Below are 24,175 nucleotides of genomic sequence, written 5' to 3'. Positions count from 1 at the left end.
ATAGCTGCGCCATATTGCTAATCTCTATGTCGAGCTTGCTCATTTATACTTATAAACTCCGCGAGCTCTCCTTGACCTTATCAATATGGCTTTGCTCTAAAATGAAAATGTCTAAAACGAAGAGTATTTCAAATTAGCTAAATTAAATAAGTTTTGCTCAAAGTAGTTGGTGGTGTGGCTAGGCAACAATTGAGTCCATCCCCAGGAGCATAGCTCGCTATGTGACTGGGGTGGGCGAAAGCAGTTAACGACGCCACAGTGCCAAATACGAAGAGAAAATTAGTGACGGAAGTGACGCATGCCAGTAAAGATCATCGCCATGCCGTGTTCATCAGCAGCTTCGATTACTTCACTGTCACGCATTGAGCCGCCCGGTTGGATAACACATTTGATGCCAGCTTCTGCTGCCGCATCAATACCGTCACGGAATGGGAAGAACGCATCTGATGCCATTACACAGCCTTCAACCTGTAGACCTTCATCAGCCGCTTTGATACCAGCGATCTTCGCAGAGTAAACGCGGCTCATTTGGCCTGCGCCAACACCAATAGTCATGTCACCTTTAGAGTAAACGATAGCGTTAGATTTTACGTACTTCGCTACTTTCCAGCAGAACAGTGCGTCTTTTAGCTCTTCTGCTGTTGGTTGGCGCTTAGAAACAACTTGTAGGTCATCTTCAGACACCATGCCTTGGTCACGGTCTTGAACTAATAAGCCGCCATTAACGCGTTTCACGTCAAAACCAGTTGTCTTAGTTGTCCACTCGCCACACTCAAGAAGGCGAAGGTTTTTCTTAGCCGCTACGATTTCTACTGCTTCAGCAGAAACAAAAGGTGCAATGATAACTTCAACGAATTGACGTTCAGTGATAGCGGTCGCTGTTGCTGCGTCTAGTTCGCGGTTGAATGCGATGATGCCGCCAAATGCAGATGTTGGGTCTGTTTTGAATGCACGGTCGTAAGCTTCTAGGATGTTTTCGCCCAGTGCTACACCACATGGGTTAGCGTGCTTAACGATTACACATGCTGGCTCGTCGAACTCTTTCACACACTCAAGTGCAGCGTCAGTGTCAGCGATGTTGTTGTAAGAAAGTGCTTTACCTTGGATTTGGCGAGCAGTAGATACTGATGCTTCTTCAGGATTCGCTTCAACGTAGAATGCCGCAGCTTGGTGGCTGTTCTCACCGTAGCGCATGTCTTGTTTTTTCTTGAACTGTTGGTTGAACGTGCGTGGGAATTTGCTCTCTTCATCACCTTCTTTGTTCTCACCGTAAGATGGAACCATTGTGCCGAAGTAGTTTGCGATCATGCCATCGTAAGAAGCGGTGTGCTCGAATGCTGCGATAGCTAGGTCGAAACGAGTCTCTAGTGTTAAAGATTTATCGTTCGCGTCCATTTCAGCGATAACACGGTCGTAATCGTGAGCGTTAATAACGATAGTTACGTCTTTGTGGTTTTTCGCTGCAGAGCGAACCATAGTAGGGCCACCGATGTCGATGTTCTCAACGGCATCAGCAAGGGTACAGCCTTCTTTTGCTACGGTTTCTGCAAATGGGTAGAGGTTAACAACAACCATATCAATAGGATTGATACCGTGTTGCTCCATGATGCCATCATCTTGACCGCGACGACCAAGTACACCACCATGAACTTTAGGATGAAGAGTTTTAACGCGGCCATCCATCATTTCAGGGAAGCCAGTGTAATCAGATACTTCAGTTACTGAGATGCCTTTTTCAGCAAGCAGACGAGCCGTACCGCCAGTAGATAAAATATCTACACCACGTTCAGCCAATGCTTGAGCAAATTCTACAATACCAGTTTTATCAGATACGCTAATCAGCGCGCGACGGATCGGACGTGCGTTATTCATTGCTACTTTCTTCCTTTAGAATTAAGTTAGGATTTTTGCCAAAAATGAACTTGTTCTGTTATTTTTCATTTCATATGAATCAATAAACAGCAATTGGCCAGTTTTGGAAAACACCCTAAAAAGAGTAAAGTGCGAAACATCAGATCAACCTATTGGTGAATATTCTAACTAAAGTTAAACAAAAAAGCTCGCGCAATCGATTGCATTCGCAAAAAAAGATGCCCTTTTTCTTTAAAAAGAATCAAAATAGAGTGAAGCAAAGAGGAATAAGAAGCAAAAATGTATTTAATTGGTGAGTTAGCTAAACAATGTAATGTTACGAGCGACACATTACGTTTTTACGAAAAAAACGGTCTTCTTGTACCATCAGGAAGAAGTAGCAGTGGTTACCGTTTGTATAATGATGACAATCTAGCTCAAATTCGTTTTATTCTAAAGGCGAAGCAACTTGGTCTCGCATTGGATGAAATTCAAGAATTATTAGCGATTAGATTAGAAGCAACAAAGCACAGTTGTGCAGAAGTAAAAGCCATTACTCAATCTAAGTTAAATATTATTGACGAAAAGATCGCTCAACTAACAGACATTCGCCTTGCATTAAAGAGTATAAATGATGCTTGCTGTGGTCATGTTGATGAAGATGCTTCTCACTGTTCTATTCTTTCTGCGTTAGCTGAATTAGAAGAGAAAAAAGACTAAATAGTTGTGCGTGTTTATTAAAGAAGTTGATAAAATAGTCGATAACTACAATAGACCAATATGAGCGAAAGTTAGGTGAGAGCCGATTAATGGAAAAACAATACGTAATGAAATTGCTTTCCGCTCTGAAAGTTATCGATAAAAAAATCAGTGAGCAAGGTAGAGCGGTAATGGAGCTTGATGCTCGCATTAAGCGTATTGAAGCTCAGAACGCCAAGATCGCGAAAATGGTTGATGGTGGTGGTACTCAAGGTACGAGTACAGCGGGAGCCGCAGCTGATTTAAGTGAACTTGATGAGCGTTTAAAAGGTATTGAAGAAAAAACAGCAAAAGCAGTAGAGCTTATTCGCTCGGGCGCAGGCGCTGGTGGTGGCAAGAAACGAGCATGGCCGCCATAGTAGAGTAAACAAGAAAAACCGATACAGCAGTAAAATGCGTATCGGTTTTTTTGTATTTGTTATACCAATCACAGTAAGTAAGTGATCAGTTATTTACTACGATTGGTATTATTTATTTGGCAGATATAAAAAAAGCAGCGTTAATTGCTTAACACTGCTTTACATTTTTCAAATAAGGCGTGGATTAGTTCATGCCGTATTTTTTAAGTTTCTTACGAAGAGTACCACGGTTGATACCCATCATGTTTGCTGCTTTTGTTTGGTTGCCGCGAGTATGCTGCATGATCATGTCTAGTAGAGGTTGCTCTACTTCAGCTAATACTAATTCATATAAGTCGTTAACTTCTTGACCGTTTAGTTGGCCTAAGTAGTTTTTCAGCGAAGCCTTAACAGAGTCACGTAGTGGTTTCTGAGTAATTTGGTCTTGTGCTGTAACTGTTGTAACTGTTAATGCTTCTGAAGTCATAGATTGATCGAACATATTCTGTTTAGCTCTTCTTTTATTATGATGCAACGTGGTCGAAATAGCTTTCAAGTTGAGAGAGTTGCAATGAAGCATCCTCTATCGCGTTAAAGCTGCGGCGGAAATCATTTGCTTGCTCATGCTCTTTTAGGTACCAACCCACATGCTTACGTGCAATGCGAGGACCTAAAAACTCACCATAAAATTGGTGAAGCGCATGAACATGGCCAAGTAAAGTGGCCTTCACTTCTTCAATTGGAAGAGGTGGCATGAGTTCGCCCGTTTCTAAGTAATGTTGGATTTCTTTAAAAATCCATGGCCTACCTTGTGCAGGACGGCCGATCATCAAAGCGTCTGCGCCTGTGTAATCAAGCACAAAACGAGCCTTCTCCGGCGAGTCGATATCACCGTTCGCTATAACCGGAATAGAAATCGCTTCTTTTACCGCTTTAATGTTGTCGTACTCAGCTTCACCTTTGTACATACAAGCTCTGGTACGCCCATGAAGCGCTAAAGCTTGGATGCCACATTGTTCAGCCATTTTTGCAACCTGAACACAATTTCTATTGTCTGGATCCCAGCCTGTGCGAGTTTTCAGAGTGACAGGAACATCAACAGCATTAACTACAGCCAGTAAGATCTCTTCAATAAGATCTGGGCGCTGTAATAGTGCTGAGCCTGCTAGCTTCTTATTCACTTTTTTTGCAGGGCATCCCATGTTGATATCGATGATTTGCGCACCGGTTTCAACACAGTGTTGCGCTGCTTCCGCCATTAACTTTGGATCAGCCCCTGCAATTTGTACCGAGCGAATACCAGATTCACCTTCATGTACCATGCGGTTTTGGGACTTAGATGTTTTCCACAGTTTCGGATTAGAAGACATCATTTCGCTCACAGCCATGCCTGCGCCATAACGCATACACAACTCACGAAAGGGCCTATCAGTAACACCAGCCATTGGTGCAACGATAAGATTATTTTTTAATGTATATTGACCTATCTGCAAAACATCCACACACGTTTGTGTCAGCAAGGGCGCGCATTTTACGCATTTTTTCCCCGCCTGAAAAGAGCAAATTTTGAGCATTTACATTTTCTTTTTGTAAATTGTCTATAATTCAGTCAATTAGGCGGTTTCATGCCTCAAATTTAGTATTGAGGCATTGAAGTTTTATCAAAAAAGCGCAGTACTTATTTCTTTTTACCTGAGATTCGGCACCATTCTTGTTGCTCAACAATCGCATCTAAGTCGAATTGTTCAGCATAGTATGACGCTACATCTTCTGCCTGCGTGTCTAATACGCCTGACATAGCTAGTTGACCTTGCGGCTTAACTAGAGAGGTAATGATGCCTGAAAGCTCGCGTAGTGGACCTGCAAGAATGTTTGCAACTACTACGTCAGCGATGAGACCTTCTGGTTGGTCTTGAGGAAGGTATAGTTCAATTTGATCAGCAACGCCGTTACGAGTTGCGTTGTCTTTTGATGCTAAGATTGCTTGAGGATCAATGTCGATCCCGATAACTTTAGCTGCACCTAATTTGATCGCTGCGATCGCTAAAATGCCAGAACCACAACCAAAATCGACAACGGTTTTGCCTTCAAGATCTAATCCTTCTAGCCATTCAAGACAAAGAGACGTTGTTGGGTGTGTACCAGTACCAAAAGCAAGGCCTGGGTCTAGCATTACATTTACAGCATCGGGCTCTGGAATTTCACGCCAGCTTGGGCAAATCCACAGACGTTTACCAAACTGCATCGGGTGGAAGTTATCCATCCACTCACGTTCCCAATCTTTATCTTCAAGTTGTTCAATTTTATGTGCAAAACCTTCTTCAAGAAGACGGCTTGCTTTTAATTGAGTAATAACAAAATCCATGTCCGCTTCTGCATCATAAAGAGCAAGAATGTCCGTTTCACCCCACAGGCGAGTTTCACCCGGAAGTGGTTCAAATACAGGCGTATCTTTAGCGTCTAAAAAAGTAATAGATAGAGCACCAGTCTCTTCCATTAACATATCACCGATCTGTTCAGCGTTTTCAGAGGTTGCATTTAGTTTTACTTGAATCCAAGGCATGGGGATCACTTTTGTTTTAGTCGAAAATGTGGGCGATTTTAACACAAAAAAAGACGGTGAGTAATCATACTCACCGTCTTTAATTCGTTCTTATTTATTGAATGATTAGAAAAGGCTTATTGTAGGCCTAGTTTCTTCTCAAGATAGTGGATATTTGCACCACCATGTTGGAAGTTTTCATCATTCATGATTGCTAATTGAAGTGGTGTATTCACGTGAATACCTTCAACAATCATTTCACCTAATGCGTTTTTCATACGAGCGATAGCAACGTCACGGTTTTCACCGTAAGTAATTAGCTTACCGATCATTGAATCGTAATGAGGTGGAACTGTGTAGCCTGTGTAGATGTGAGATTCCCAACGTACACCCATACCACCTGGAGCATGGAAGCGTTCAATCTTACCTGGTGAAGGTAGGAAACGAACGGGATCTTCAGCATTGATACGACACTCAATTGAGTGACCACGTAGTTTGATATCATCTTGTGTGTAAGATAGCGGTTGACCCGCAGCAATACGTAGTTGCTCTTTCACTAGGTCGATACCTGTTACCATTTCGGTAATAGTGTGCTCAACCTGAATACGTGTATTCATTTCGATGAAGTAGAATTCGCCATTTTCATATAGGAATTCAAATGTACCTGCACCACGGTAACCAATTTCAAGACATGCACGAGTACAACGTTCACCGATGTATTTACGCATCTCTTCAGTAATACCTGGAGCTGGCGCTTCTTCAACTACTTTTTGGTGGCGACGTTGCATAGAACAGTCACGCTCACCTAAGTGAATTGCGTTACCTTGGCCATCAGCAAGAACTTGAACTTCAATGTGACGAGGGTTTTCAAGGAATTTTTCCATGTAAACCATTTCGTTATTGAAACATGCTTTTGCTTCAGCACGAGTCATTGCAATTGCTTCAACAAGGTCTTTTTCTGCGCGAACAACACGCATACCACGACCACCGCCGCCGCCAGACGCTTTAATGATTACTGGGTAACCAATGCGTTTTGCGTGTGCTTTGTTTTTCGCTTCATCGTTATCTAGTGGACCATCAGAACCAGGTACACAAGGTACGCCTGCTTTTTTCATTGCAGTGATTGCTGATACTTTGTCGCCCATCATGCGGATAGTTTCTGCTTTTGGACCAACAAAGATAAAGCCAGAACGCTCAACTTGCTCTGCGAAGTCAGCATTTTCGGATAAGAAACCGTAACCTGGGTGAACCGCAACCGCACCTGTAACTTCAGCAGCACTGATGATACGAGGGATGTTTAGGTAGCTGTCGATACCACGTGCAGGACCGATACAAATCGTTTCATCTGCAAGCAGTACGTGTTTTAAATCACGGTCAGCAGTAGAGTGCACAGCAACCGTTTTGATGCCAAGCTCTTTACATGCTCGCAAAATACGTAGTGCAATTTCACCACGGTTTGCGATAACTAATTTATCTAACATAACAGCCTCTATTATTCGATGATAACAAGAGGTTGGTCGAACTCAACCGGTTGACCATCTTCAAGAAGAATTGCAGTTACAACGCCTGATTTGTCTGCTTCGATTTGGTTCATCATTTTCATTGCTTCAACGATACATAGTGTATCGCCAGCAGTTACTTGTTGGCCAACTTTAACAAATGGTTTTGCATCAGGGCTTGGTGCGCCGTAGAAAGTACCAACCATTGGAGAACAAACTTTATGACCAGCAACTTCTGCTGGAGCTTCAACTGCTGCAGGTGCTGATGCAACTGGAGCTGCCGCTGCTACTGGTGCAGCAGGAGCCGCAACTGCTTGAACAGGAGCTACTTGAGCAATTGGTGCGATAGCACGGCTGATGCGTACTGATTCTTCACCTTCCGCGATTTCAAGTTCTGCAATGCCAGACTCTTCAACTAGTTCAATCAGTTTTTTAATTTTGCGGATATCCATTTTGTAATCTCTTCTGTTTATATTCAGTGATCAATTTGAACGCAGACGTTTCACTGCTGCATTCAAAGCAAATTCGTAGCCATCAGCTCCTAAACCACAAATGACACCAACGGCTTTATCTGAAAGATAAGAGTGGTGGCGAAAAGGTTCACGAGCGTGGACATTTGATAAATGTACTTCAATAAAAGGAATATCAACCCCAAGTAGAGCATCACGTAAAGCAACGCTCGAGTGCGTAAAGGCAGCTGGATTGATGATAATGAAATCAATACGTTGATAAGCATTATGGATAGCTTCAATCAACTCATATTCACGATTAGATTGTAAATGTTCGAGCTCTACACCCAAAGCATCGGCTTGAATGGTCAAAGCATTAACAATTTGCTCTAAGTTTTGGCTGCCATAATGAGCAGGTTCACGCAGACCTAATAGATTTAGGTTTGGGCCATTGAGAACTAAAATTCGCGATTGAGTAGACATTGTGATGCTAAATTCCTTGTTTTTACGGTTAAAGTAAAAAAAGCACATCTTTTATATTCGATTTGTTGGTTTATTGCAATTTTTCAGTCTGCAACACCACATAAAAAGCAATTATAGACAATTCACAGCAAATCGCAGCAAAATACTGGTCTTATCAGCTCTAAGTTTCATTTTGAGTATAAAGAATAAAACATATTTTGACTCAAAAGTGATAATTAGAACTAAAGAAAGTAATAAAGTTCTGCCGTATTATCTGTTAGTTAACAAATACTTTCTAACTTGTTGAGTAATTATACTGTTTTTGATTTTGTTTATTAGCAAGGAATAAGGAAAGAAATAAGAGATCTGTAAATTTGAGCTAAACGTCACATCAAAAAAGCCACCATAGAAAATCTATGATGACTTTTAATTAAAATTCACGCGCTAGTACTATGTTTTAGAACGCTTATATTTAGTTAAGCTATCTTTCTTTGTTCTTCGATCAGCTTATCAACCACACTTGGATCTGCTAGTGTCGAAGTATCTCCTAGATTAGAGGTATCTCCGGTTGCAATTTTACGAAGGATACGACGCATAATTTTACCTGAACGAGTTTTAGGTAATGAATCGGTCCAATGTAGAAAATCAGGAGTAGCGATAGGGCCAATTTCTTTTCTTACCCAATCTTTGACTTCTTTATGCAGTTCTGCACTTGGAATTTCGCCTGAGTTTAACGTAATGTAAGCGTAAATTGCTTGGCCTTTAATATCATGAGGCACACCAACAATGGCGGCTTCAGCAATTTTATCAAAAGCCACTAATGCAGATTCAACTTCGGCTGTTCCCATGCGGTGGCCTGATACGTTTAATACGTCATCAACACGTCCAGTGATCCAGTAATAACCATCTTCATCTCGTCGAGCGCCGTCACTGGTAAAATACATGCCTTTAAAGGTAGAAAAGTAAGTTTGTTCAAAGCGGTCATGGTCACCATAAATGGTTCGCATTTGTCCCGGCCAAGAGTCGGTAATGACAAGGTTCCCGTCAGTAGCTCCTTCAATAATATTACCCATATTATCCACTAAAGCGGGTTGAACACCAAAGAATGGACGAGTCGCTGATCCTGGTTTTAATGCTGTTGCACCAGGAAGAGGGGAAATTAAAATGCCTCCCGTTTCTGTTTGCCACCATGTATCAACAATAGGGCAACGGGCATCACCAATTGTGTTGTAATACCATTCCCATGCTTCAGGGTTGATTGGTTCACCTACCGAGCCCATGACTCGTAGTGAGCTGCGCGATGTACCTTGAACCGCTTCAGTGCCTTGAGCCATAAGTGCTCTGATGGCTGTTGGTGCGGTGTATAGAATATTAACATTATGTTTGTCTACCACTTCACTCATACGGCTCGTGCTTGGGTAATTCGGTACTCCTTCAAACAAGATGGTTTTAGCTCCATTAGCAAGAGGGCCATAAATTAAGTAAGTATGACCTGTGATCCAACCAACATCCGCAGTACACCAGAACACTTCACCTTCTTGATAATCGAAAATATATTTAAAGGTCATGGCTGCATAGACAAGGTAGCCGCCAGTGGTATGAAGTACACCTTTAGGTTTTCCTGTTGAACCTGAAGTATAAAGGATAAATAGAGGGTCTTCGGCATTCATAGCTTCTGGTTCACAATGTGGGGAGGCAACAGCCGTTGCTTCGTGCCACCAAACATCACGTCCTTCAGACCATTCAATGTCATTACCTGTACGTTGAAATACCACGACTTTTTCAATGGTGGTTACGTCTGGATTATTCAGTGCATCATCAACATTCTTTTTCAGTGGAACGGTACGTCCGCCGCGAACGCCTTCATCCGCAGTAATCACGACTTTTGCATCCGAATCAATGATTCGACCTGCGAGAGCTTCTGGTGAGAAACCACCAAATACCACGGTATGAACAGCGCCGATGCGAGTACAAGCCAGCATCGCAACAGCCGCTTCTGCCACCATTGGCATATAAATACAAACCACATCGCCTTTACGAACGCCTTGGCTTTTTAATGCATTAGAGAATTTACAGACTTGCTCATGCAGTTCATTAAAGGTAATAGAGGCATCGTCTTGTGGGTCATCGCCTTCCCAAATAATAGCAATGTCATTACCTCGGGTGGCTAAATGACGATCAATACAGTTTGCCGATACATTAAGTTCACCATCTTCAAACCACTTAATATCAACATGACCCGTATCAAAAGAGGTGTTTTTAACTTTGGTGTAAGGAGTCATCCAATCAACAATTTGTCCATGCTCACGCCAAAATCCTTCAGGGTTGATAACGGATTGCTGGTACATTTCACGATATTTATCATCATCAGCGTGTGCATTATTAGCGATATCTTGATTGACCGGGTACACGTGAATCTCACTCATGTTGTTCTCCTTGTGAATACAGCAAATATCCAGATTTATTTATTATTGGATTTCAGTACAGCACCGTCATTGGTACTGCTTTTTTATTTGTAAGGTTGATATTACTTTCAGCTAGAAATGTGTTTTCAACAATTAGACTTTAGTCAGAGAAAGAAGGGTTTACTGAGTATTGAGGGAGAAATCAGTCATTTTTTGAGACACAGATCAGTAACTATGAGCGTTTTTACTTGAGGGAATGTCAGGGAAGTCACCATGAGTTAAACGCACATAAATAAGTGCAGCGGTTATCGCATCTTCAAGTGCATCATGCCTGTCAGCTTGTGGTAATCCCAAATGTTTGGAGATAGCCTCAATACTTAAATCGTAATACGCATTAGGCAGTAATCGCTCTAATTTATTATGGTAGATATAACTGACTTCAATCAGCGAATTGGGTAAAGGATGAGAAAAATGACGCAAGCAAGCTCGATCTAAAATCTTTTTGTCATAGCGGATATGGTATCCAACAATAGGGCGATTACCGATAAATTCAAGCAATTGAGTAATCGCTTGTTGTTCGGATAGCCCATGATGGAGATCTTGATGCCTTAGTTGGTGTATTTTGATTGAATCGGAGTTTAGGCTTTGTGGTGGTGTCAGTTTTAAGTGAATTGTTTGACTGGTTAACACTCGATTATTTTTAATTTTGATAGCAGCAATAGAAACCAATTCGGCATGGTTGGGGTTTAGACTCGTTGTTTCACAATCAATAGACACCAACTCATCGCCAGAATAATGATGAAAAAGAGATAAGTTTTTATGGGATCGTAACTTATATTGCCACCATAATCGTTGTAAATAATTCATCGTTTAATCCCTTATTTGGTAATGATAACCAAGCCATTCTTTGAACTTTTTTACTATGTGTAAGCTGTGGCGTAAGAGGTCTCGCTCAGTACGGTCGAGGCGGTCAATATGAATATGGTTATTTGGAATAGCTGTTTTTTCTTGTAATTGATGGCGCAAACGCCACTTAAAAAACAGTTTTAGTGCTTCACTTAAATTATCTGCTGTGGAGTGCTCTAATACGTTGTGTTTGCGTAGTGAATCGATACGTTTAAACGTGTTTGTTTCTTCAATACCTTGCTCTAAAGATAGCGCTCTAATTCCATGAACGATAGGGAATATACCCCCTTGTTTAATATCGATGCCTTCTTTTTTTATTTTGATATTTCCAAATAGGGTTAATGGCACATGAAATTGCAAAGCTGGGCGAGTAAAAGTACTGAGGGCGAGTTCATTCTCTTTGAGTTTGGATATCAATATTTGTTTGAGTGGAGAGAGTAGCGTTTGATTTCCTGCAACCGTTTGAGCATCTGAGAAAATAGCAAGATTCATCATGTTATCAGCATTTGGTTCAGCACACAGTTTCTGAATATGTTTTTCCCATTGGTGTTCGGTCTTTACCCAGAGAGGGTTACTGACCATCACATTACCTTTGCATAATGGATAACCGAGTTGCTGTAAGGTATGCGTAAATTGGCTCATTAATTCGGGCAAGTTATGCCATTCAAGACCATTTTTTATGATCAGTGCATTATCTTGATCGGTTTTTAAAATTTGCTCACCTCGACCTTCTGACCCCATCACAATCAGACAGCAATGATCATGTAAGCTTTTGGGTACCACTAGGCTAAATGCTTTTTCGATGATCTGTTCATTTACCGTTGAAATAAGCTCCATAATGAAACGCGTTCGAATGCCGTTACTGATTAAGGTCTCTACGAGTTGAGTTTGAGTATTTGCTGCTAAGACAAGCTCATCAATATGTTCGGCGCGAGCAATTCTTAAGGTAAGAACATGTGAGTGAGTTGAAAATAGGCTTAGCACTTGCGTCATATCAAGCATGCCAACCAGTTTGCTTTTATTTAGTACTGCAACTCTTTTTACGTGGTGGCGTGTCATTAGCATCATGGCATTAAACAAATAATCTTGTTGTTGAATATGCACAATAGGATAAGTTGAAATTGCTCCTACAGGATGGTTTGCTGCATACTCATCAATCATAATGGCGTGCAGTAAGTCTGTGCGAGTGACGATGCCAAAAGGTAAATCGCTTTGAGTTTCTTGATGACGAGTATCATATTGGTTTAACTCAACAAATAACGCATCCATGTTATTGTCTTTCAGAAGTTGAGTAACTTGTTGTAAGGGAGTATTTCTATCGACGATAAGGCATTGTTGAGTTGTTTCATCATCGACTTTTGTGAGAATAAATTCGGCTAAGTTCTGTTGCTGATGAGCTTGAGTGAGTAAGGCTTTGCGTTTGGCTAGACTGCTATTGAAGTAGTCAGAAAAGGCTTGATTCTCATTGTATAACTTAAGAAAAAGTTGAGTAGGGAGTAAGTGACAAAGAGTATCTTCTAGAGCGATATAACTGTGTTTTACTTGATGATCAAATTGAGAGCGAACATCAAAAATATCGTCATGAGTGTAGTGAGCATAAACTTCTCCACTGGTATTTGAGCGTTCTTCAATGGAGCCTTTCATTATGATGAAGAGATTGTCTGACGTTTGACCTTCATGAATAATCGTATCGCCTATTCGGAAATAGGCAATATCCGTACTTTTCGCGATCATCTCTTGTTGTTCTGAGGTTAGTCGATTAAACGGAGCAAGTGAAAAGTTAATGTCATTTGGCATAGCCCCATCCTTAGTCAGTAATTTCCCTTATTTTCATTAAAAAGTGAGCAAGAATGAAGACGACTTTAGTCTAGGGCATTAGCATGAATATGAAACCAAAGTCACATTTTAAAAGGTGCATTTTTCTTCGGCTCGGTTTTCCCTTTTTATAAATCAAGACGATGCCATAATGACCGCCTCTTTTTACTTCCTTTTGGACATCATCATGTTACGGGTTTCACCTTTTGCTTGGATCTCTCAGTATTTTGGCGGATTCTTTTTTGCCTATGGGGTTTATTTACCTTTTTGGGCGTTATGGTTTGAAGAACAAGGTGTTTCTGCCGGGGATATTGGTGTTCTTATTGGATTAGGCTTTGCAACTCGTTGTGTTGCTAACCTAGTAATTACACCAAGGTTGCACCGTGTTGAACACATCGTTCCAGCATTGCGCTTGTTAACCTTAGCTTCTTTGATAGCTCTTGCTCTCTTTTTGGTTAATGGGGCGAGTTTTTGGTGGCTTGCTATCGTTACCATCTTATTCAATTTATCCTGCGGACCAGCGGTTCCGTTATCCGATGCGATGACCAATTATTATGCGAAACATAATTTATTAGATTATGGTCGTACGCGATTGTGGGGATCCGTTAGTTTTATTGCAGGCTCTACTGTAGTTGGTTATTTGGTGTCTGGTTTTGGTACCGATATGATCGTTTACACCGCAATTGCAGGTATTTTAGCGGCGTTAGTGTTAGTGATGAGAAATCCTAATCCAATGCCAGTATCAGTATCTGATGAAGATAATGAACGACCAAAATTATTGGCTTTACTAACTGAAGCTCCAATTGTGAAATTCATCGTGTTAGTGGCATTAATTCAAGGCAGTCACGCCGCTTACTACAGTTTTAGTTCGATTTATTGGAAAGAATCAGGCTATCAAGAAAGCACTATTGGTTATTTATGGAGCTTAGGTGTTGTCGCTGAGGTGATGATATTTGCGTTTAGTAAGCAATTATTTGCGGGTTGGAAAACATCAACCTTATTTAAAGTTGCAGCGATTGGTGTTGTGGTTCGTTGGGGATTAACGGCAGCAACCACAGAGCTATTTGCTTTGGTATTAGTGCAAGCGTTACATGGCGTGACTTTCGCAATGGCTCACCTTGCCGCGATTCAATATATTCAAAAATTCCCTCAGAATAAAATGGTGGCATTACAGGCGTTATATAACGCGATTCCGCTTGGTGCATTTATCGCATTAATGACAACCTTAAGTGGTTGGGGGTATGAAGCGTGGGGAGCGAATATATTCTGGTTGATGGCTGCGATGGGGGTGCTAGCTCTGATGATTAAACTCGATAAAGTGAAGTCTTAATCACATTTGTCAGCTTGTATAAAAACGAAGCAATAATTAAACGCTAGAATGATGCTACAGAATAAATGCACCTTCTGGCGTTTTTTATATCGTTAGAATGGTCTCACCAAGGATGAGTGATGACACAAGGATGGATTGTGGTGCCAGTTTCGCTGGCGTATTTAGGATTATTATTTTTAATTGCTTGGTATGGCGATCGTCAGAAAGGGTGGTTAGCTCAATATCGCCCATGGATTTATAGCCTTTCAATTGCCGTTTACTGCACCTCATGGACCTTTTATGGTACCGTAGGCCAAGCCACTAATAACCCGTGGTCTTTTCTTCCTATTTATCTTGCTCCTATTTTTGTGTTTGTTTTTGCATGGCGTTTTTTGGCTCGTATTATTTTGATTGCCAAGCGTGAACACATCACTTCAATAGCGGATTTTATCGCTGCTCGTTATGGAAAATCACAAGGTCTTGCTGGGGTTATAACGATAATTGCTGTCATTGGCATTCTTCCTTATATCGCCTTGCAATTGCGAGGGATCACCATGGGGCTCGATCTTGTTGCACCTAATTTAGCGCAAGACTTTGGGTATCAAGATGGGCATATCTCTTGGTTTGTTGGTGCAGCGCTCGCGATTTTTACAATTCTATTTGGAACTCGACACATTGATACTACAGAGCATCACCGTGGTTTGATGATGGCGGTAGCCTTTGAATCGATCGTTAAGCTCGTTGCTTTTTTAATGGTTGGTGTATTTATTTTGTATTTGGCTTACTCTGAGCCTAAGGTGGATTTGTTCTCTATTGCTAAAGAAACGTATCAGTCTCCAAATGTCATCACTCTTTTATTTCATACCATTTTAACTATGGCGGCAATAGTTTGCTTGCCGCGCCAGTTTCACACCACTGTTGTAGAGAATGAACAAGCGCAGGATTTAAGAACCGCTCGTTGGGTGTTTCCAAGTTATTTAGTTTTAATTGGTTTGTTTGTTTTACCTATTTCTTGGGCTGGACAGGCGCTGCTCTCTGGTGGTGTTAGTGATAGTTTTGTTATTAGTGTTCCGCTCTCTGTTGGTGCAGAGAATATGGCGTTACTCGCCTTTGTTGGGGGGACTTCCGCTGCCAGTGGAATGGTGATCGTATCAACCATCGCATTGGCTATTATGGTATCTAATGATTTGGTGTTGCCTTTGTTATTACGCAAAGTCAAAACGACATCACGTACTTTTAGTCATTTCTCTCATTTACTTGTTTCTATTCGTCGAGCACTCATTTTGCTTCTATTATTGGGGGCATGGGGGTTTTATCAAGCACTCGATTCTATCGATTCGTTATCCGTTATTGGGTTATTGGCGTTTGCTGCTATCGCGCAATTTGCCCCAGCATTAATCGGTGGCTTGTATTGGCGACAAGGAAATAGAAAAGGCGTATATGCTGGTTTAATTATTGGTTTCTTAGTGTGGTTAATCACGCTAATGAGCCAAACTCAAATGCTTGCAGGCAGCGCTGACAATAACTTTTTGCTGTGGGTTATCACCCCTCCAGAATGGTTGCAATCTCTAAATGTGATGACATCGGATTGGGGGATGATGCTTAGTCTTGGTTTGAACTCTATTCTCTTTATTTTGGTTTCTTTAGTGACAAGAGCGTCATTGAGTGAGCGCTTACAAGCGGCTTCTTTTGTTGGTGCTCCATTACCTGAAAATGAAGATGTGAGTGTGTATCAAACTCGCGTGACGGTGGGTGAATTAGAAATGTTAGCTTCACGGTTTGTTGGACGTAGACGTGCACAAAAAGCCTTTCGTCAATTCTCGAATCAGCAAGGTGAAACATTACAACCACAACAGCAAGCAAGTTCGGCGTTAATTCGTCATACCGAGCGTGTATTAGCTGGTGTATTTGGTGCTTCTTCTTCTCGTTTAGTATTAACTTCGGCGCTTCAGGGTCGCAATATGCAGTTGGAGGAGGTGGCAACCATCGTTGATGAAGCTTCTGAATTGTATGATTTTAGTCGCGGGTTGTTGCAAGGGGCGATTGAGCATATTAGCCAAGGTATTGCTGTGGTTGATAAGCAGATGAAATTAGTTGCATGGAATCAGCGTTACTTAGAGTTATTTACTTTTCCTCCGGGGTTAATTCAAGTGGGTAGACCAATAGCTGATGTGATCCGCCATAATGCAGAGCAAGGGTTATGTGGACCGGGTGATCCTGAAGTGCACGTAAAGCGTCGAGTAGAGCATTTAGAGCGACGTACTCGTCATGTTTCTTCTCGTGTTCGAGCTGATGGGCAAGTTATCGAGGTTCAGGGAAATCCGATGCCCAATGGTGGATTTGTAATGAGTTTTACCGATATCACCGTCTTTAGACAGGCAGAAAAAGCGTTAAAAGAAACCAATGAGACTCTTGAATCACGAGTGCATGAGCGAACTAAAGAATTAGAAAAATTAAATCAGCGATTGGTTGGTGCAACCCAAAGTGCGGAGTTGGCTTCTCAATCAAAAACACGTCTGCTTGCTGCGGTAAGTCATGATTTAATGCAGCCATTGAATGCGGCTCGTCTGTTTGCTTCTTCATTAAATGAAGTCGCAAAAGATCAAGAAACACAAAAAATATCAGGACACATAGAAAGTGCATTAGGAGCAGCTGAGGAGTTAATTGGGGACTTACTTGATATATCTCGATTGGAAGCGGGTAAGTTAGAAACGCACATTCAAGGTTTTTCATTAGGAACATTATTTTCTAATTTAGAAGCGGAATTTGGGGCTTTAGCCAAACAACAGAATATTGAGTTTTCAGTGATTCATTCTGATGTGGTGGTGGAATCAGATTCAAAATTATTACGTCGAGTTGTACAAAACTTTTTAACTAATGCGTTTCGATATAACCCTCAAGGTAAAGTGGTGCTCGGAGCAAGACGAGTAGGAGACCAAATTCGAATTGATGTTTGGGATAATGGTATCGGTATTCCAGAAGAGAAACAGCAAGCTATTTTTGATGAGTTTACTCGGGTAGATCAAAGTCGAGCAGATCAAGGGTTAGGTTTGGGGCTTGCGATTGCTCGTGGCATTTCTCATGTGTTAGGACATACGATTTCACTGCGCTCATGGCTCGATAGAGGATCGGTATTTTCAGTAACACTTGAGAGAGGTGTTCTGGTTGAGAGTAAAATGCCTACGGTAACCCCAAAGCTTGAATTACCGTTAAGTGGAGTGCGAGTTCTATGCGTTGATAATGAGCCGGATATTCTTGTTGGTATGGAGTCTCTGATTTCTCGTTGGGGTTGTGAAGTGAAAACCGCAACGGATCTGTTTGGTAGCTTGCATTGTTTAGAAGATGATTGGATTCCAGATGTGATTTTTTCTGATTATCGATTAGATAACGACAGAACAGGACTAGAAGTATTGCAGCAATGCCGTTTGCGTTTAGGTAATCAGTTTGAAGGCGTGATGATCAGTGCAGATAAAACCGAGGATCTGCTAGATAGCATTAAAAGTAATGGATTTGGGTTTATTTCAAAGCCAGTAAAACCATTGAAATTAAGATCAGTATTGAACCGTCATGTTAGCACCTAAACTGTATTCTTAATAAAAAGAAGGGAGCATTTGTGCTCCCTTTTGTCTATTTTAATGTGTGTTATAAGAATGCACGATAAGGTAATTCTGGATCATTTTTAAAGATATCAGTAAATCCACGGAAGTGTTGGTAATGTATACGGCCTTTATCTGTTGGGTAAGTATACTTTCCGCCTACTTGCCAGAAGAATGGAGCAAATCCGTATTGAAGACGTTCTTTCTTCATGTTCCATAACACTTCAATTTCACGAGGATCATTTTGGAAGTTAGCCCAAATATCGTGATGGAAAGGTACGACAACTTCACAATTAAGTGATTCTGCAGCACGTAAAATATCAGAAGATGTCATTTTGTCCGTTACACCACGAGGGTTTTCACCATAAGAAAGTAGCGCTATGTCGATTTTATGATCGTTACCGTGTTTTGCGTAGTAGTTTGAGTAATGTGAATCACCCGAGTGATAAACAGAACCACCAGTAGTTTCCACTAAGTAATTAACTGCGCGGTCATCCATACCATCTAGAATTTCTTTATCTAACGAAGATGTACCTTCTGGAAGAGTAACTAACGCTGTACGATCAAATGCGTCTAATACTTTAATATTTACATCTTTGATCTTAATTTCATCACCAACTTTAGCGATAACACAGCGTTCTTCTGGAACACCCCATTTCATCCATAACTCAACACATGCTTTAGGACCAATAAATTTAACGTGATCACCACAGTTTTGTAGAACGGCTGCAGCAACGTTGATATCAATATGATCACCATGATCATGAGACGCCATTACGGCATCTATTTCTTTAATTGCAAATGGGTCTAGAGGAAAGATAGCCGTACGTAGATTGGGTTGAAGAGCTTCAACACCACCCATACGCATCATTTGGTGTTGATTTTTCATTTTCTGAACAGCTTGAGTTTTTTTACCAGTACCGCACCAGAAGTCCATTGATAGATTTGCACCACCTTCGGATTTTAGCCAAATACCAGTACAACCAAGCCACCACATAGAAAATGTATTTGGTTGAATAACTGTTTGTTCGATTTCTTCATTTAACCAAGTTCCCCACTCAGGGAATGTATTTAAGATCCAAGATTCGCGAGTGATTTCATTTACGTTGCTCATGTTAATACCTTCTGTTTCTTATTTTTAAATTTATTTAGGATGTAGGGAGCCGAGCGTCTTAATTGATATTTAAGACACTGAGCTAAATAATTATTATTTTTTTTAGGGTTTATTACCCCGTTTGTTATTTTGAACTAATTGTTATACCAAGATAACTTGTGTCCCTTGAGCTTTAATTAATTTGATCACCTCAGGGTTTGCATCTTTACCTGTTATAACAATATCGATTTGTTTTGTTGGGCAAAAAAGCATGCCGGTACGTTGACCTATCTTTGAACTATCAACCACAACTACAAGTTTGTCGATTTGCTCTAGCATTTGTTGCTCTGCAACAGCTGTCAGCATATCGGCCTTGTATAACCCTGCATCGGTAAGTCCTTTTCCTGATGTAAACATCCAGTTTCCGGCATAACCACCTAGAGAATTAGGAGCAGGATTTAAAAATATATTTTGTGCCTTGTTATATTGCCCTCCAATAATGATGACATCATCGTGATCTTCATTAATCAAATAGCTGGCTAACGGGAAGTAGTTCGTCACAATTTGAACATCATCGCCACAAAGCTGTTGCCCTAATAGAAATGCGGTTGAGCCGCAGTTAATAACAACGCTATCTCCTGGCTGACACAAATCGGCAGCGGTTTGTGCTATACGCGCTTTCTCTTCATAAAATTCAGTGCTGTTTATGTTTAATGGAGACCATTTTCTTTTTTGGTTTTCAACACGTTCAGCACCGTTACGAACTTTTCTTAATTTACCTAGCTCATCTAATTTAGCGATATCACGTCTTGCTGTAGCTGGCGAAACATTGAAGCTTTCAATAATGTTCGAAACGTTAATCGTCTGTTTTTCTTCTAATAACGACAAGATGCCGTTATGTCTTTGTAGTTCATTCATATTTATCACTCGGTTTGTCTTGATGACAATTTTATGATTACTTGTGATTTAATTTGATTCTAATAATCACAAATTTGATTGTCAAATTATATGGTGGTAAAAAGTAGAACTAAATCACAATGTTTTTTAACTTATTGATTTTAAGGTAATTGTTGTTTTTTGGTGTGATCGATAGCTCAATTGGAACGATTGCAAAGGATAATTATTGATATAAATCAAAATAATCACAAATGAGCATTGAATGATTACTTTTGATTGTTAAAGTCTAGTTCGTGAGCAAAATGAGACATCACTAAATCCTACAAACCATTAAAACTACAAAATTATATTAGGGGTAAAGATATGGAGTTCTTATACGATATCTTCTATATTTTTTACAGTCAGGTAATGACTAAAGCACCATTGCTGCTTGGTTTAGTCACCTGTCTGGGTTACATACTTCTTAAGCGAGATGCCACTACGGTTATCTCTGGTTCAATCAAAACCATTGTTGGTTTCATGATTGTGCAAGTCGGAGCGGGAACTTTGGTTGCAGGTTTTAAACCTGTGATTGAGAAAATGAGTGAAATTCATGGATTAACAGGTTCAGTAATTGACCCATACACCTCCATGATGTCCACAATGGAAACCATGGGAGATAATTATTCGTGGGTTGGTTATGCTGTATTACTAGCTCTTGGATTAAATATTCTTCTTGTTGCTTTTCGTCGTATTACGGGTATTCGGACCATTATGCTTACTGGACATATTATGTTTCAGCAAGCGGGGCTTATTGCGGTATTTTACTTTGTGCTTGGCGCAAGTATGTGGGAAACCATTATTTATTCAGCAATATTGATGGCGTTGTACTGGGGTATTTCATCTAACATCATGTTCAAACCGACCCAAGAAGTTACCGGAGGTGCTGGTTTTTCGATAGGTCACCAACAGCAATTTGCTTCATGGATTGCGACCAAAGTTGCGCCTAAGCTAGGTGATAAAAATGACAGTGTAGATCATATAAACCTGCCTAAATGGTTACATATTTTCCACGATAGTATTGCTGCGACTACACTAGTTATGACAGCATTCTTCGGCATTATTCTTCTCTCATTTGGTTTAGATAATCTTCAAGATATGGCAGGTAAAACGCACTGGCTTATCTACATTTTTGAAACTGGCCTTAAGTTCGCTGTAGCAATTCAAGTTATCGTAACGGGCGTTCGTATGTTCGTTGCTGAATTATCTGAAGCGTTTAATGGTATTTCACAACGCTTAATTCCTAATGCAGTTCTGGCTATTGATTGTGCTGCAATTTACGCATATTCACCAAATGCAATGGTATTTGGTTTTATGTGGGGAGCGGTTGGTCAATTTACAGCAGTGCTTGCAATGCTGGCATTTGATGCACCAATCATGATCATTCCAGGCTTCATCCCAATGTTTTTCTCGAACGCAACTATTGGTGTATTCGCAAACCATTTTGGTGGCTGGAAAGCAGTCATGAAAATCTGTTTTGTGATGGGTGTTATTGAAGTTGTTGGTTCAGCATGGGCTATTCATATTTTTGCTCAATCAGGGACTGAATTTAATGGTTGGATGGGCATGGCTGATTGGGCTCTAGTCTTCCCTCCAATTATGCAAGGGATATCAAGCTCGAGTCTTTTCTTCTTCTTTATTTTAGCGCTTGCTGGTGTGTATATGTACTTTGCATCAAAACAGCTACGAGCAGAAGAAGATGCTGCAAGTTCTGAAATTATGACTGCGATAACTCCTGAAGGTATTGAGGTTGAAGTTGAAATTACCCCTCAATCTGAAACATCTAAAACCACTAATCTAGAAAATCAAAAACCAGTACGAGTGCTTGTATGTTGTGGCTCTGGTCAAGGTTCTTCAATGATGTGTTCAAAGAAAATTAAAGAATATCTAGATAAAAAAGGCATTCCGAGCTTGACTTTTAATAGTGCAATCACGGATTACAAATCTCATTTAGGTTCATTTGACATCATTGTTACCTCTGTTGCATTAGCTGCAAAAATTACAGGTCTCCCGGAAGGCAAGCAGCAATTAGCAGTGAAGAACATGATCATGGTGAAAACCTTTGGTGATGAGCTAGTTTCAATTATCGAAAATAACTTCCATAAATAATAAAAAAGCTCGGTAACTCATTGTTGCCGAGCCCATAAAAATAATTCAATAAGTGAGCAAAACAATGAACTTAAAAGAATCTCTTATCCAAAATAACTCTATCCAACTAAATGCGAAAGCAACGGATTGGAAATCAGCAATCAAGTTAGGAACGGATGCTCTTGTAAGCGCAGGTGTCGTTGAAGCGCGTTATTACGATGCAATCATTAAAGCGATTGGCGAGGAAGGTCCTTATATTTGCATTCATGATGCTTTTGCATTGCCTCATTGCCGTCCTGAAGATGGTGTTATTAAAACGGGTTTTGCACTAACGGTATTAGAAACCCCAATTATATTTGAAGGTGTCGATGAGCCTGTGGATGTTTTGATTACTCTTGCGGGTAAAGACTCTGATGAACATATAGAAGGCACAATGCAGGTTGCTAATTTAATTGAGTTTGATGAGGATTTTTCGAAACTTCGCGCATGTAAAACTGCTGATGATGTAGCTTGTTTAATTGATGCTGCGTTGGCGGAAGCTGAAGCAGCATAAGGAGGCACAATGTCACAATATCATGAATTAAAACAGCGGGTACTAAACGCTAATTTGCAACTACCTAAATATGGGTTAGTGACTTTTACTTGGGGTAATGTTTCTGAGATTGATCGCGAACGTGGTGTGATTGCCATTAAGCCGTCAGGGGTAGAGTACTGTGATATGACAATCGACGACATGGTCATTGTCGATCTTGAAGGTACTGTTGTGGAAGGGACATTAAATCCTTCAAGTGATACTGCAACTCACCTTGAGATCTATAAAGCATTTCCTGGTACTGGTGGTGTCGTTCATACTCACTCACGCAGCGCGACTATTTGGGCACAAGCTGGCATTGATATCCCAGCTCTAGGTACAACACATGCTGATTATTTTTATGGCGATATTCCATGCACTCGTCGATTATCAAATGTCGAAATTGCTGAAGAATATGAGAAAAATACAGGGTTAGTCATCATCGAAGAGTTCGCTCATAGAGATATTGATCCTATGGCTGTACCTAGTGTTATCGTTGCCGGACATGCTCCATTTTCTTGGGGGAAGGATGCAAACGATGCTGTTCATAATGCCGTTGTATTAGAGGAAGTGTCAGCGATGGCTCTAGCTACACGTTCTCTTAATAGTGGTATCAAAATCCAACCAGAATTATCAGATAAGCACTATCTACGTAAGCATGGAGAAAACGCTTATTACGGACAGCATAAGATTTGATAACAAAGGTCATTCATATAATGAGAGAACATTCTATGTATAAAGTGCTTGCATTGGATCTGGATGGAACGGTGTTAACTGATAACCATACGATTCATCCAGAAGTAAAAAAGGCAATTCAAGAAGTCAAAAAGTATTGTCATGTTGTCATCGTTACAGGGAGACATCATACGGCAGCGAGACCTTACTATTATGAATTAGGTCTTGATACTCCAATCATTTGCTGTAATGGCACTTATGTTTATGACTACCAGAGTGAAACGGTTCTTAAACAAAATGCGATAGAAAAACAAAACGCATTGACCTTCATTGATATGGCTGAAGAATTTCAACTCAAGATGGTGATGTATATCACTAATGCGATGACGTACTCCAATTACAACCCATTTGCTTACATGTTGGTATTGGAAGAGTGGGCAGCAACAGCGCCAAAGCAACATAGACCACAAATATATCGAGTCGATTCATTTATTGAAACCGCGAACCAGGCAGAGCATGTTTGGAAGTTTGTTGTGGAAGGAGAACAAGGTGCTGTGGATAGTTTACTGCAACACCCTTGGGTTGAATCGAACTTTAATGGAGAGCGTTCTTGGTCAAATCGAATTGACTTTGCAGCTAAAGGAAACAGTAAAGGTCTTCGTCTTTCAGAATATATTTCAGAACTAGGTTATCAAGCATCGGATGTTATAGCGGTTGGTGATAATCACAATGATATATCAATGCTCAAATATGCAGGATTAGGCGTCGCAATGCTGAATGCTGACGACATTGTAAAGTCACACGCTCAAGCTGTGTGCTCAACGAATAACAATAATGATGGCTTAGCCCATTTGATACGTGAACAAATTAAAGGATAACAA

General features: G+C 40.6%; 20 protein-coding genes. 8 read left to right on the top strand and 12 right to left on the bottom strand.

The features are described from left to right. Positions 1–279: 279 nt before the first annotated feature. On the bottom strand, positions 280–1,872 hold the full coding sequence (gene purH, locus GNP81_RS01705; protein ID WP_155674220.1) for a bifunctional phosphoribosylaminoimidazolecarboxamide formyltransferase/IMP cyclohydrolase: 1,593 nt from the start codon (positions 1,870–1,872) through the stop codon (positions 280–282). 279 nt (positions 1,873–2,151) lie between these two features. Here purH and zntR point away from each other — a divergent pair, with 279 nt between their 5' ends. Together zntR and GNP81_RS01695 are read left to right on the top strand one after the other, a co-directional pair. Then, positions 2,152–2,571 carry a Zn(2+)-responsive transcriptional regulator gene (zntR, locus tag GNP81_RS01700; protein WP_005421287.1) on the top strand — a complete coding sequence of 140 codons (420 nt, stop codon included), beginning with the start codon at positions 2,152–2,154 and terminating at the stop codon, positions 2,569–2,571. Positions 2,572–2,660: 89 nt separating this feature from the next. Further along, positions 2,661–2,969 carry a hypothetical protein gene (locus tag GNP81_RS01695; RefSeq protein ID WP_005421286.1) on the top strand — a complete coding sequence of 103 codons (309 nt, stop codon included), beginning with the start codon at positions 2,661–2,663 and terminating at the stop codon, positions 2,967–2,969. A 184-nt stretch (positions 2,970–3,153) separates the two neighbouring features. On the opposite strand, the gene fis is transcribed toward GNP81_RS01695, so the two are convergent. From fis to GNP81_RS01650, 9 genes are all read right to left on the bottom strand, one after another. Continuing rightward, on the bottom strand, positions 3,154–3,450 hold the full coding sequence (gene fis / locus GNP81_RS01690; protein WP_005421285.1) for a DNA-binding transcriptional regulator Fis: 297 nt from the start codon (positions 3,448–3,450) through the stop codon (positions 3,154–3,156). A gap of 22 nt (positions 3,451–3,472) precedes the next feature. Next, positions 3,473–4,441, bottom strand: a complete 969-nt coding sequence (gene dusB, locus GNP81_RS01685; protein ID WP_005421284.1) for a tRNA dihydrouridine synthase DusB — start codon at positions 4,439–4,441, stop codon at positions 3,473–3,475. A gap of 185 nt (positions 4,442–4,626) precedes the next feature. Continuing rightward, positions 4,627–5,511: a 50S ribosomal protein L11 methyltransferase gene (gene prmA / locus GNP81_RS01680; RefSeq protein ID WP_005421283.1), complete on the bottom strand. Its 885-nt coding sequence runs from the start codon at positions 5,509–5,511 to the stop codon at positions 4,627–4,629. A gap of 116 nt (positions 5,512–5,627) precedes the next feature. Next, complete coding sequence (gene accC / locus GNP81_RS01675; RefSeq protein WP_005421282.1) at positions 5,628–6,971, bottom strand: acetyl-CoA carboxylase biotin carboxylase subunit; 1,344 nt, start codon at positions 6,969–6,971, stop codon at positions 5,628–5,630. Positions 6,972–6,982: 11 nt separating this feature from the next. Further along, entirely contained in the window at positions 6,983–7,441 is a 459-nt protein-coding gene (accB, locus tag GNP81_RS01670; RefSeq protein ID WP_155650719.1) for an acetyl-CoA carboxylase biotin carboxyl carrier protein, read from the bottom strand. Between the two features lie 30 nt (positions 7,442–7,471). Then, on the bottom strand, positions 7,472–7,921 hold the full coding sequence (aroQ, locus tag GNP81_RS01665) for a type II 3-dehydroquinate dehydratase (RefSeq protein WP_196587398.1): 450 nt from the start codon (positions 7,919–7,921) through the stop codon (positions 7,472–7,474). Between the two features lie 455 nt (positions 7,922–8,376). Next, a complete protein-coding gene (gene acs / locus GNP81_RS01660) occupies positions 8,377–10,326 on the bottom strand; it encodes an acetate--CoA ligase (protein WP_155674222.1) in 1,950 nt (649 codons plus the stop codon). 204 nt (positions 10,327–10,530) lie between these two features. Beyond that, the gene (locus GNP81_RS01655; RefSeq protein WP_155674223.1) at positions 10,531–11,172 is read right to left on the bottom strand and encodes a 3'-5' exonuclease; all 642 of its coding nucleotides are present in this window, start codon (positions 11,170–11,172) and stop codon (positions 10,531–10,533) included. Positions 11,173–11,175: 3 nt separating this feature from the next. Further along, on the bottom strand, positions 11,176–13,008 hold the full coding sequence (locus GNP81_RS01650) for a putative nucleotidyltransferase substrate binding domain-containing protein (RefSeq protein WP_155674224.1): 1,833 nt from the start codon (positions 13,006–13,008) through the stop codon (positions 11,176–11,178). A gap of 205 nt (positions 13,009–13,213) precedes the next feature. Between GNP81_RS01650 and GNP81_RS01645 the strand changes: the two genes are divergently transcribed. Next, positions 13,214–14,356: a 3-phenylpropionate MFS transporter gene (locus GNP81_RS01645; protein WP_012533064.1), complete on the top strand. Its 1,143-nt coding sequence runs from the start codon at positions 13,214–13,216 to the stop codon at positions 14,354–14,356. 119 nt (positions 14,357–14,475) lie between these two features. Continuing rightward, on the top strand, positions 14,476–17,916 hold the full coding sequence (locus GNP81_RS01640; RefSeq protein ID WP_155674225.1) for a hybrid sensor histidine kinase/response regulator: 3,441 nt from the start codon (positions 14,476–14,478) through the stop codon (positions 17,914–17,916). A 61-nt stretch (positions 17,917–17,977) separates the two neighbouring features. Here the strand turns inward: GNP81_RS01640 and ulaG are convergent, their stop codons facing one another. Both ulaG and ulaR read right to left on the bottom strand, forming a co-directional pair. Next, positions 17,978–19,045 (bottom strand): L-ascorbate 6-phosphate lactonase, encoded by a 1,068-nt coding sequence (gene ulaG, locus GNP81_RS01635; RefSeq protein ID WP_155674226.1) that lies wholly within the window; start codon positions 19,043–19,045, stop codon positions 17,978–17,980. Between the two features lie 141 nt (positions 19,046–19,186). After that, positions 19,187–19,942 carry an HTH-type transcriptional regulator UlaR gene (ulaR, locus tag GNP81_RS01630; protein ID WP_155670892.1) on the bottom strand — a complete coding sequence of 252 codons (756 nt, stop codon included), beginning with the start codon at positions 19,940–19,942 and terminating at the stop codon, positions 19,187–19,189. A 342-nt stretch (positions 19,943–20,284) separates the two neighbouring features. Between ulaR and GNP81_RS01625 the strand changes: the two genes are divergently transcribed. The 4 genes from GNP81_RS01625 to GNP81_RS01610 all read left to right on the top strand — a co-directional run bounded on the left by GNP81_RS01625 (position 20,285) and on the right by GNP81_RS01610 (position 24,172). Continuing rightward, on the top strand, positions 20,285–22,069 hold the full coding sequence (locus tag GNP81_RS01625) for a PTS ascorbate-specific subunit IIBC (RefSeq protein ID WP_155674227.1): 1,785 nt from the start codon (positions 20,285–20,287) through the stop codon (positions 22,067–22,069). Positions 22,070–22,133: 64 nt separating this feature from the next. Beyond that, entirely contained in the window at positions 22,134–22,601 is a 468-nt protein-coding gene (locus tag GNP81_RS01620; RefSeq protein WP_155670896.1) for a PTS sugar transporter subunit IIA, read from the top strand. A gap of 9 nt (positions 22,602–22,610) precedes the next feature. Continuing rightward, positions 22,611–23,315, top strand: coding sequence for an L-ribulose-5-phosphate 4-epimerase (locus tag GNP81_RS01615; RefSeq protein ID WP_155674228.1), 705 nt, complete (start codon positions 22,611–22,613; stop codon positions 23,313–23,315). 35 nt (positions 23,316–23,350) lie between these two features. Continuing rightward, positions 23,351–24,172: a pyridoxal phosphatase gene (locus GNP81_RS01610; RefSeq protein ID WP_155674229.1), complete on the top strand. Its 822-nt coding sequence runs from the start codon at positions 23,351–23,353 to the stop codon at positions 24,170–24,172. Positions 24,173–24,175: the final 3 nt, after the last annotated feature.

The organism is Aliivibrio fischeri (genome assembly GCF_009727955.1).
GTDB classification, from domain to species: domain Bacteria; phylum Pseudomonadota; class Gammaproteobacteria; order Enterobacterales; family Vibrionaceae; genus Aliivibrio; species Aliivibrio fischeri_A.
The sequence above is the reverse complement of the archived record's forward strand: the minus strand, read 5'-3'. Positions and strand labels throughout refer to the sequence as shown.

Bases quoted from the DNA above. Each gene is read 5' to 3' on its own strand.
- purH (WP_155674220.1), bottom strand. From the start codon at position 1,872: ATGAATAACGCACGTCCGATCCGTCGCGCGCTGATTAGCGTATCTGAT.
- zntR (WP_005421287.1), top strand. From the start codon at position 2,152: ATGTATTTAATTGGTGAGTTAGCTAAACAATGTAATGTTACGAGCGAC.
- GNP81_RS01695 (WP_005421286.1), top strand. From the start codon at position 2,661: ATGGAAAAACAATACGTAATGAAATTGCTTTCCGCTCTGAAAGTTATC.
- fis (WP_005421285.1), bottom strand. From the start codon at position 3,450: ATGTTCGATCAATCTATGACTTCAGAAGCATTAACAGTTACAACAGTT.
- prmA (WP_005421283.1), bottom strand. From the start codon at position 5,511: ATGCCTTGGATTCAAGTAAAACTAAATGCAACCTCTGAAAACGCTGAA.
- accC (WP_005421282.1), bottom strand. From the start codon at position 6,971: ATGTTAGATAAATTAGTTATCGCAAACCGTGGTGAAATTGCACTACGT.
- accB (WP_155650719.1), bottom strand. From the start codon at position 7,441: ATGGATATCCGCAAAATTAAAAAACTGATTGAACTAGTTGAAGAGTCT.
- aroQ (WP_196587398.1), bottom strand. From the start codon at position 7,921: ATGTCTACTCAATCGCGAATTTTAGTTCTCAATGGCCCAAACCTAAAT.
- acs (WP_155674222.1), bottom strand. From the start codon at position 10,326: ATGAGTGAGATTCACGTGTACCCGGTCAATCAAGATATCGCTAATAAT.
- GNP81_RS01655 (WP_155674223.1), bottom strand. From the start codon at position 11,172: ATGAATTATTTACAACGATTATGGTGGCAATATAAGTTACGATCCCAT.
- GNP81_RS01650 (WP_155674224.1), bottom strand. From the start codon at position 13,008: ATGCCAAATGACATTAACTTTTCACTTGCTCCGTTTAATCGACTAACC.
- GNP81_RS01645 (WP_012533064.1), top strand. From the start codon at position 13,214: ATGTTACGGGTTTCACCTTTTGCTTGGATCTCTCAGTATTTTGGCGGA.
- GNP81_RS01640 (WP_155674225.1), top strand. From the start codon at position 14,476: ATGACACAAGGATGGATTGTGGTGCCAGTTTCGCTGGCGTATTTAGGA.
- ulaG (WP_155674226.1), bottom strand. From the start codon at position 19,045: ATGAGCAACGTAAATGAAATCACTCGCGAATCTTGGATCTTAAATACA.
- ulaR (WP_155670892.1), bottom strand. From the start codon at position 19,942: ATGAATGAACTACAAAGACATAACGGCATCTTGTCGTTATTAGAAGAA.
- GNP81_RS01625 (WP_155674227.1), top strand. From the start codon at position 20,285: ATGGAGTTCTTATACGATATCTTCTATATTTTTTACAGTCAGGTAATG.
- GNP81_RS01620 (WP_155670896.1), top strand. From the start codon at position 22,134: ATGAACTTAAAAGAATCTCTTATCCAAAATAACTCTATCCAACTAAAT.
- GNP81_RS01615 (WP_155674228.1), top strand. From the start codon at position 22,611: ATGTCACAATATCATGAATTAAAACAGCGGGTACTAAACGCTAATTTG.
- GNP81_RS01610 (WP_155674229.1), top strand. From the start codon at position 23,351: ATGTATAAAGTGCTTGCATTGGATCTGGATGGAACGGTGTTAACTGAT.